Raw genomic sequence first — 8,150 nt, 5'->3', positions numbered from 1 at the left:
CCGGCGCGGGATTCCTCGGCCTGGATCTCGCGATCGAGATCGCTCGCCATCCGGTGAAAATCAGCGATCATCATCTCGATCTGGCTTACCCGGCGACGTTTCTCGTCGACCTGGAAGCGCTTGAGCCGAAGAAGCGTCTCTCGCGACTTCATGTCGTTTTCAACTCCTGATTACGCATCGGCGCTGCCGACCCCTCGGCGCGCGCCAGAACTCCATCCGCGAGACGAGGAGCAACATGGCGCAAGGAGGTTGACCTTTCCTTACCGGAACGGGCTGTCTTTTACGCATGATCAAGCCGCGTCCCGGCTCCTGCCACCGCTTGTCGGGATGATCTAGTGAATCCGGAAGCGAGGCCGGCCGGTCTCCTGCCCCACGGATTCCTGTCTTGGCTGCCACTTCTCGTTTCGGCGGGCACGGCCCCCTGCTCCTGGGCCTTGCACTGACCCGCATCATCGGCTGGGGCTCGACCTTCTACTCGCCCTCGGTGCTGGTCGGCGCGCTCGATCGCGAGATCGGGCTCAATGCCGAGATCGTCTTCGGCGGCATCACCATCCTGCTGATCACCGGCGCGCTGGTCGCGCCCGCGATCGGGCGCATCCTCGACCGCGAGGGCACGCGGCGTTCGATGTGCGTGGGCGCAGTGATCTGCGCGCTCGGGCTCGGCGTCCTGTCGCTGGCACAGGGGCCGGCGAGCTATCTGGCGAGCTGGTTCGTGATCGGGCTCGGCCATGCGATGTCGCTCGCCAATACCGGCAATGTCACCATCGCCCAGTTGATGGGCGAGCGGACGCGGCGCGTGATCGGCCTGATGATGCTGGTCACGGGGCTCGCCTCCAGCGTGTTCTGGCCCCTGACCGCGACGCTGATGAACGCCTTCGGCTGGCGCACGACCCTGCTGGTCTTCGCAGCGATGCAGATCGTCATCGTGCTGCCCATCTACGCGTCGATTCCGCGCTACCGGCATCCGCAGGCGCCGGAGGCCAAGCCGGCGTCCGTTCAGGGAGGTCGCTCCGGCGGGGACCATGGCAGCGTGCCGGCGCAGGCGCGGCGGGCGGCGTTCTGGCTGGTGGCGCTCGCCTTCTCGGCGAGCGGGCTCGTCTCCTGGGGGCTGCCGCTGCACCTGATCACGCTCTTTCAGGAAGCGGGCCTGACCCAGCACGAGGCCGTCTGGGTCGCGACCCTGAGCGGCCCCGCGACGCTCGCCGCGCGCGCCATCGACGCGACGCTCGGCGAGCGCTTGCCGGCGGAGAAGGTGGCGCTGTTCGGCCTGCTGCTGGGGCCGGTGCTGTGCCTCGCTCTGCCCTTCGTGCCGATGACGATCGCGACCGCGGCGCTCTTCGTCGCCTTGTTCAGTGCGGCGCTCGGCGTGATCTCGGTGGCGCGGGCGACGCTGCCGCTGGCCTTGTTCGGTCGCAACGGCTTCGCCGCGATGCTCGGCAAGCTCACCGTGCCGCAGAATATGGCGTTCTCCGCGGCTCCGCTGCTTTTCGCCGTGATGGTCGAGCGGCTCGGCGCCAGCCCGACGCTAATGGCCTCCGCGGCCATCCAGGCTATCGGCTTCGCCGCGATGTTCGCGCTGGTGCGGATGGTGGCGCGGGGCTGAGGGCCACTCAGATCCGGGCCAGCAGCGCCGCGATCGCGATCGCGGCGGGCAAGGCCTGGATGTACAGGATCTTGCGGCTGGCGGTCGCCGCGCCGAAGAGCCCGGCAACGAGAACGCAGGCCAGGAAGAACAGCTTGATCGCGAAGCCTTCCGCGCCGAGCCAGAGCCCCCAGGCCAGGCCCGCGACGAGGAAGCCGTTATAGAGTCCCTGATTGGCGGCCAGCACCTTCGAACGCGCGGCGAATTCCGGCGTGAGCCCGAAGGCCTTGTGGCCGCGCGGGGTGTCCCACCACAGCATTTCCAGGATGACGATATAGACGTGGATCAGGGCGACGACGCCCGTCAGCAATGCTGCGATCATGGGGCTGAGATCCTGCGGCGGGAGAATTCCAAAGCCGTCACACGGTGCCGCTCATGATGGCGGCGAGGCGCGCGTAGCATTCATGCAGCGGGGTCGCGTCGTCCTTGGCCTGCTTGAGGAAGGCTTCGAGCGCGGGATGCAGGCGGATCGCCTCGTCGACCTCGGCGGAGGCGCCCTGGCGATAGGCGCCGAGGCGAATCAGCTCCTCCATGTCGGCATAGGTCGCGAGCGTCGAGCGCGCCTTCTGCACGACCGGGTAATAGGCCGGGTCGCAGGAGCGCGGCATGGTGCGCGAGACCGATTTCAGGATGTTGACCGCGGGATAGCGCCCGCGCTCGGCGATGGAGCGCTCCATGACGATATGGCCGTCGAGGATGCCGCGCACCGCGTCGGCGACAGGCTCGTCATGGTCGCCGCCATCGACCAGCACGGTGAAGAGGCCGGTGATCGCGCCGTCGCCGGTGCCGGGGCCGGCGCGTTCAAGCAAGCGCGGCAGCTCGGCGAAGACGGTCGGCGTATAGCCCTTGGTGGTCGGTGGCTCGCCGGCGGCCAGCCCGATCTCGCGCATCGCCATGGCGAAGCGCGTCACCGAATCCATCAGGCACATCACCTGCAGGCCGCGGTCGCGGAAATATTCGGCCAGCGTCAGGGTGGTCAGCGCTGCCTGCTTGCGCATCAGCGCCGGCTCGTCGGAGGTCGCGACGACGACGATCGAGCGGGCGAGACCCTGTGGCCCGAGGTCCTCCTGGAGAAACTCCTGAACCTCGCGGCCGCGCTCGCCGACGAGGCCGATGATGTTGACGTCGGCTTGCGCATAGCGCGCGAGCATCGAGAGCAGCACGGACTTGCCGACGCCGGAGCCGGCGAAGATGCCCATGCGCTGGCCGATGCAGCAGGTGAGGAAGGTATTCAGCGCGCGCACGCCGAGATCGAGCGGGCGGCCGACGCGGCGGCGCTTGTGGGCGTTCGGCGGATCGTTGCGATAGGCGAACAGCGTGTCGCCCTGCGGCAAGGGCGGCCCGCCATCGACGGGGCGGCCGAGCGCATCGACGACGCGGCCGAGCCAGGCCGGTGTGGGGCGCAGGCCCGGTTGCGCCCGGTCGACATGCACGGGGCAGCCGCGGCGCACGCCGTCGAGCCCGCCGAAGGGCATGACCAGCGCCTTGTCGCCTGAAAAGCCGACGACCTCGCAGGGAACGCGCGTGCCGGGCGCGATCTCGATGCCGACGCGCCCGCCCAGGCTCATCGTGCCGATCGGGCCGGCGACCTCGACCAGCAGGCCGCGCACGCCGATGACGCGGCCATAGATCGCCACGCCTTCGATATGCTCGATGGCGGTCGCGAGGGCGGAGAGGCGGTCATGGCCGTGGGACGGGGAATTCATCGGGATGCTTCAACTTGACCGGCAGGGTGAGGGCAACCGAATTCGCGGCCGGCCAGACCTGTGGATGATTTGGTAAGGGTTCCTAACAAATTGCGCTCATTTACCAGCTGTTAAGCTCTGTGATTAACACTGCGGATCGAGGCTGCCGTGTGTCGCAGGGCCGTTATGGTTCTGTTTCCCGGGGCAACCCTCCGCGAAAGGCGCTTTCGCGGCCGAGAAGTTCAGCGATCCGTGTCAAATTCGACTCACCTCGACAAGGATCGTTCACTTTCTCCGAGGAAGCGCTTGCGCTCGGGAATCACGGTTTGTTAACCAGTTTCCTCGTAGCGTGTCGCGTGGCGTTTCATTGGGCAAGTGCGTCGTCGCCAAGGGCCGTGAAGGTCCGGGCGGAAACAACGGTCAAACCTGCCCTGCGGGCGAAATTGGGGACGTGGACATGCGGGTTCTGCTGATCGAGGACGATAGCGCGACCGCTCAAAGCATCGAGCTCATGCTCAAATCGGAGAGCTTCAACGTCTATACGACGGACCTCGGCGAAGAGGGCGTCGATCTCGGCAAGCTCTACGATTACGACATCATCCTGCTCGATCTCAACCTCCCCGATATGTCGGGGTACGAGGTTCTGCGCTCACTTCGCGTCGCGAAGGTCAAGACGCCGATCCTGATCCTCTCCGGCCTCGCCGGTATCGAGGACAAGGTGAAGGGTCTCGGCTTCGGCGCCGACGACTATCTCACCAAGCCGTTCCACAAGGACGAGCTCGTCGCCCGCATCCATGCGATCGTGCGTCGCTCGAAGGGCCATGCCCAGTCGGTCATCACCACCGGCGATCTGGTCGTCAATCTCGATACCAAGACGGTCGAGGTCGATGCCGCCCGCGTGCACCTGACCGGCAAGGAATACCAGATGCTGGAGCTGCTCTCGCTCCGCAAGGGTACGACGCTCACCAAGGAGATGTTCCTCAACCATCTCTATGGCGGCATGGACGAACCCGAGCTCAAGATCATCGACGTGTTCATCTGCAAGCTGCGCAAGAAGCTCGCCAACGCGTCGGACGGCAAGAACTACATCGAGACCGTCTGGGGCCGCGGCTATGTGCTGCGCGAGCCGTCCGATGTCGAGGAACGCATCCCGGCCTGACGCATTTCCGTCGCCCGCCCGTCATCGGGCGGTCATGAAGCGACGCCATACCAGTTCTTGACCTGATCGTCGGATGTACACGACAGGTCGACGGGGACCCCGCCGAGAGGCGGGGTTTTTGTTTGTGCGGCGATGGTCGTTCGAGACTCGTGATTTCATGCGGAATCACGGCGTCATCCTGGGCTCGACCCGGAATCCATCGTCGATCGCAGCGCTCCATGATGGATTCCGGATCGGCGCCGCTTCGCGGCTTGTCCGGGATGACGAGGCGGCTCCGCGAAAAAGCGGCAGGCTCTGACCGCCCTTGATAACCTGGCTCGCTTCAGCCGCGCAGCGTGGCCCCGATGGCAGGACGTGGCCGGAGGCTGGGCGCGGGGGAGGCGGCAAGGGGAGCCGCGCTCGCGGCATGGCGGTAGAGCCCGCGATGCTGCGGGTCGCAAACCAGTTTGGTCGCCAATCCGAGGACGGTTTCGGCCGCCCCTAGCAGGAATGCGCCGTCCGGAATGAGGCGCGGCGTGAGCTGCTCCAGCACCTTCACCTTGGTCGGCACGTCGAAATAGATCAGGACGTTGCGGCAGAAGATCACGTCGAAGCGGCCGAACTGGTCGTTGCGATCCAGCAGGTTGTGCTGCTTGAACGTGACCATCGCGCGGATGCGCTGCGAGACCTGCCATTTGTCGCCGGCCTGCTGGAAATGCTTGAGCAGCATCTGGATCGGCAGGCCGCGCTGAATCTCGAACTGGCTGTAGATGCCGGTGCGGGCCTTTTCCAGGATTTCGGTGGAGATGTCGGTTCCCAGGATCTCGATCTTCCAGCCGGCGAGCCGGTCGCCGAGCTCGTCGATCAGCATCGCCAGCGAATAGGCTTCCTGGCCGCTTGAGACGGCCGCGCACCAGATCCGCAGCGAGCGGCTGGCGGCGTTGGCGGCGAGCCGCTCGGGCAGGATGACGTCCCGGAACAGGTTGAAGGGCGTCTGGTCGCGGAAGAACAGCGTCTCGTTGGTGGTCATGGCATCGACCACGGCGTTTTCCAGGGCGGGATCGCGGGAGAGCCGGAGCTCGCGAACGAGCGTCTCGATATCCGCGACGCCGCGCCGGCGGCAGAGGATGCCGAGGCGGCTCTCGGCGAGATAGCGCTTGTCCGCCGTCAGCGACAGGCCGGAGCGCTGCTGCAGCAGGAGGCGCAGGAAGGTGAAATCGGCCTCGGTCATGCCGTTTGCACCCCGCGCACGAGGCAGCGGATCGAGGCGCCGATCTCGTCGAGCGCGATCACCGTGCTGGCGTGGCGGGCACGCACGACGGAGCCGGGCATGCCCCAGATCGTGCTGCTCGGCTCGTCCTGGGCGATGACTGCCGCGCCGGCCTTGCGCAAGGCGCCGGCGCCGTCGGTGCCGTCGCTGCCCATGCCGGTGAGGACGAGGCCGAGCGCGGCCGGGCCGAGATGACGGGCGGCGTCGCCGAAGAGCACGTCGACGGCGGGCCGGCAGAAATTCACGGGCGGCTCGTCGCCGATGCGGGCGACGATATGCCCGAGCCGGCGATCGATGCCGAGATGGCGGCCGCCGGGCGCGATATAGACGGTGCCGCGCATCAGGCGCTCGCCGTCGAAGGGCTCGCGGGCGGGCACGCCGATATGGGCCGCGACCTGCTCGGCGAAGGAGGCCGTGAAGAGCGGCGGCATATGCTGGACGACGACCGTCGTCAGGTCGTTGAGGCCCTCGCCGATGTCGAACAGCACCTTGGCGACCGCGCGGGGGCCGCCGGTGGACGCGCCGATCACGAGATAGCGCGGCATCACCGAAACGAGCGGGCGCAGGTTGACCGGCCCGCCATGCGGCAGGTCGGTGTCGATCTCCGGCGGCAGCGAGCCGGGCTTCACCGGCGCCTGGACGATGTTGCCGAGCTTCAGCAGGAACTCGCTGCGAAAATCGAGCGAGAGCGTCATGCCGCTGCGGCTGTCCGGCTTGGAGACCACGTCCATCGCGCCGCGCGTCATGCATTCCAGCGCGAGGCGGGTGTTACGCTCGTTCAGCGTCGCCGCGAGCAGCACGCCGGTATGGGGGCTTTCCTTGAGGATCTGGGGCAGGGCGGCCGCGCCGTCGACGCCGGGCATGTCGAGATCGAGCACCATCACGTCGGGCTTGAAGCGGGTGGCATGGGCGACGGCAGTCTCGCCGTCACCGGCGACGGCGACGACGTGGAAATTGCCGGCCTCGCCCAGCCAACGTGCGAAGAGCCCGCGCACGACGACGGAATCGTCGGCGATCACCACGGTCTTGTGCCGGGACGAGGGCCCTGCAGGATTCGCGCGAGGAGACAACATGAGGATGTTTCTCACTGGGCCGGCGGCATGGGAGAAGACGTTTTGGGCGGAAACGTCTCAGGCAAGAAGCACCCGATGCGCGGCCGCACCGAATCGCACCGGCTCAGAGCAGCCCGACCTGATGGAATTTCGAAGCCACGATTTCCTTGTCGAAGGGCTTCATGATGTATTCGTCGGCGCCGGCATGCATGGCGCGCGCGATGTGGGCGATGTCGTTCTCGGTGGTGCAGAAGACCACCTTGGGGCGCTTGCCGCCCGGCATCTGGCGCAGCGTCCGCAGGAACTCGTAGCCGTCCATGATCGGCATGTTCCAGTCGAGCAGCACGGCGTCCGGCATCTCGCCCTTGCAGGCGTCGATGGCGCGCGCACCGTCCTCGGCCTCGGCGATGCGGAACTGCAGCCCTTCGAGGATGCGGCGGGCCACCTTGCGGATCACCGCTGAGTCGTCGACGACGAGACAGTATTTCATGACTTTTGTCTCCAGAACTGTGGCGCCGCCGTCAGGCCGCGCTGCGAAGGTCGAGATCGAGAACGGCGTCGAGATCGAGCACGACGAGAAGCTCGTCCGCCAGGCGATGGATACCCGTCGCCAGCGCCGCCCAGACGCGATCGAGATGAACCGGAAGCGGCTCGAAGGTGGACCGGTCGAGGCGGATGACCTCGCCGACGGCGTCGACGATCAGCGCATAGGCCTCGCCGCCATGGTCGATGCCGATCGCCGTCAGTTCGTGGCGGCCCTGGCCGTCGAGCTTGAGCTCGACCGGGCGCCCGAGCCGCTTGCGCAGGCAGATCGCCGTGACGATGCGGCCGCGCAGGTTGATCAGTCCGACGATCTCGTCGGGTGCGCGCGGGACGACGGTGATGCGGTTGGCGATGAAGACGTCCTGGACGCGGCCGATCGGCAGGCCGAGGAGCTGCTCGCCGACGCGGATCGTCACATAATCCAGGGAGTCGCCGAAGCCCGATGCCGCAGGGTCGTGAGCGTGGGGTTCGTTCGCCATCATGCCGCATGCCTCAGGTCGGCGCCGGCCGTGTTGAGCTCGCTCAGGAGGGCGCGGCGGTCGAATTTCGCGATGACGTCGTCGAGCCCGGCCTGGACCGCGCGCATATGGAGGTCGGGCGTGGCGCAGGTCGTGAGGCCGAGGATGCGCAGGCGCTCGCCCTTGGCGCGATCCCGCAGGAGGGCAGCAAAGGCGAAGGCGGCGTCGCTGTCACGGTCGAGGTCAAGCAATGCGGTCACGATCGGCTCGCCCGCCGTCGCGAGGGCTGCTTCGCTGAAATCGGCGATCGGGGCGATGATCCGGCCGGACGCCCTCAGGACCGGGCTCAGCATGTCGCGCAG

9 protein-coding genes and 1 pseudogene are annotated in these 8,150 nt (G+C 67.1%); 2 read left to right on the top strand and 8 right to left on the bottom strand.

The window, feature by feature from the left end:
- Positions 1-152 (bottom strand): annotated as a pseudogene (locus JHD80_RS26115) (flagellar export protein FliJ); the annotation flags it as partial.
- Between the two features lie 233 nt (positions 153-385).
- Between JHD80_RS26115 and JHD80_RS26110 the strand changes: the two are divergent.
- Positions 386-1,603 (top strand): MFS transporter, encoded by a 1,218-nt coding sequence (locus JHD80_RS26110; RefSeq protein ID WP_199093347.1) that lies wholly within the window; start codon positions 386-388, stop codon positions 1,601-1,603.
- Between the two features lie 7 nt (positions 1,604-1,610).
- Here the strand turns inward: JHD80_RS26110 and JHD80_RS26105 are convergent, their stop codons facing one another.
- Complete coding sequence (locus JHD80_RS26105) at positions 1,611-1,964, bottom strand: DUF1304 domain-containing protein (RefSeq protein WP_199093345.1); 354 nt, start codon at positions 1,962-1,964, stop codon at positions 1,611-1,613.
- Positions 1,965-2,001: 37 nt separating this feature from the next.
- Positions 2,002-3,348, bottom strand: a complete 1,347-nt coding sequence (gene fliI, locus JHD80_RS26100; protein ID WP_199093343.1) for a flagellar protein export ATPase FliI — start codon at positions 3,346-3,348, stop codon at positions 2,002-2,004.
- 436 nt (positions 3,349-3,784) lie between these two features.
- Here fliI and ctrA point away from each other — a divergent pair, with 436 nt between their 5' ends.
- Positions 3,785-4,486, top strand: coding sequence for a response regulator transcription factor CtrA (gene ctrA, locus JHD80_RS26095; RefSeq protein ID WP_038359314.1), 702 nt, complete (start codon positions 3,785-3,787; stop codon positions 4,484-4,486).
- 322 nt (positions 4,487-4,808) lie between these two features.
- On the opposite strand, the gene JHD80_RS26090 is transcribed toward ctrA, so the two are convergent.
- The 5 genes from JHD80_RS26090 to JHD80_RS26070 form a co-directional block, all read right to left on the bottom strand.
- Entirely contained in the window at positions 4,809-5,696 is an 888-nt protein-coding gene (locus JHD80_RS26090; RefSeq protein ID WP_199093341.1) for a CheR family methyltransferase, read from the bottom strand.
- Positions 5,693-6,808, bottom strand: coding sequence for a chemotaxis-specific protein-glutamate methyltransferase CheB (gene cheB / locus JHD80_RS26085; protein WP_199093339.1), 1,116 nt, complete (start codon positions 6,806-6,808; stop codon positions 5,693-5,695). Before cheB ends, JHD80_RS26090 begins: the two co-directional genes overlap by 4 nt.
- Before the next feature lie 103 nt (positions 6,809-6,911).
- The gene (locus JHD80_RS26080) at positions 6,912-7,277 is read right to left on the bottom strand and encodes a response regulator (protein WP_038359309.1); all 366 of its coding nucleotides are present in this window, start codon (positions 7,275-7,277) and stop codon (positions 6,912-6,914) included.
- Positions 7,278-7,308: 31 nt separating this feature from the next.
- Entirely contained in the window at positions 7,309-7,812 is a 504-nt protein-coding gene (locus JHD80_RS26075; RefSeq protein ID WP_199093337.1) for a chemotaxis protein CheW, read from the bottom strand.
- Positions 7,809-8,150, bottom strand: a 342-nt coding sequence (locus tag JHD80_RS26070) for a response regulator (protein ID WP_199093335.1), incomplete at its 5' end; no start/stop codon positions are given. The genes JHD80_RS26070 and JHD80_RS26075, both read right to left, overlap by 4 nt.

The sequence above is a fragment of the Allobosea sp. ASV33 genome, from assembly GCF_016428755.1.
GTDB lineage: Bacteria > Pseudomonadota > Alphaproteobacteria > Rhizobiales > Beijerinckiaceae > Allobosea.
Note: the sequence above shows the minus strand (reverse complement) of the source record. Positions and strands in the feature narration are given on the sequence as shown.

Bases quoted from the DNA above. Each gene is read 5' to 3' on its own strand.
- JHD80_RS26105 (WP_199093345.1), bottom strand. From the start codon at position 1,964: ATGATCGCAGCATTGCTGACGGGCGTCGTCGCCCTGATCCACGTCTAT.
- fliI (WP_199093343.1), bottom strand. From the start codon at position 3,348: ATGAATTCCCCGTCCCACGGCCATGACCGCCTCTCCGCCCTCGCGACC.
- ctrA (WP_038359314.1), top strand. From the start codon at position 3,785: ATGCGGGTTCTGCTGATCGAGGACGATAGCGCGACCGCTCAAAGCATC.
- JHD80_RS26090 (WP_199093341.1), bottom strand. From the start codon at position 5,696: ATGACCGAGGCCGATTTCACCTTCCTGCGCCTCCTGCTGCAGCAGCGC.
- cheB (WP_199093339.1), bottom strand. From the start codon at position 6,808: ATGTTGTCTCCTCGCGCGAATCCTGCAGGGCCCTCGTCCCGGCACAAG.
- JHD80_RS26080 (WP_038359309.1), bottom strand. From the start codon at position 7,277: ATGAAATACTGTCTCGTCGTCGACGACTCAGCGGTGATCCGCAAGGTG.
- JHD80_RS26075 (WP_199093337.1), bottom strand. From the start codon at position 7,812: ATGATGGCGAACGAACCCCACGCTCACGACCCTGCGGCATCGGGCTTC.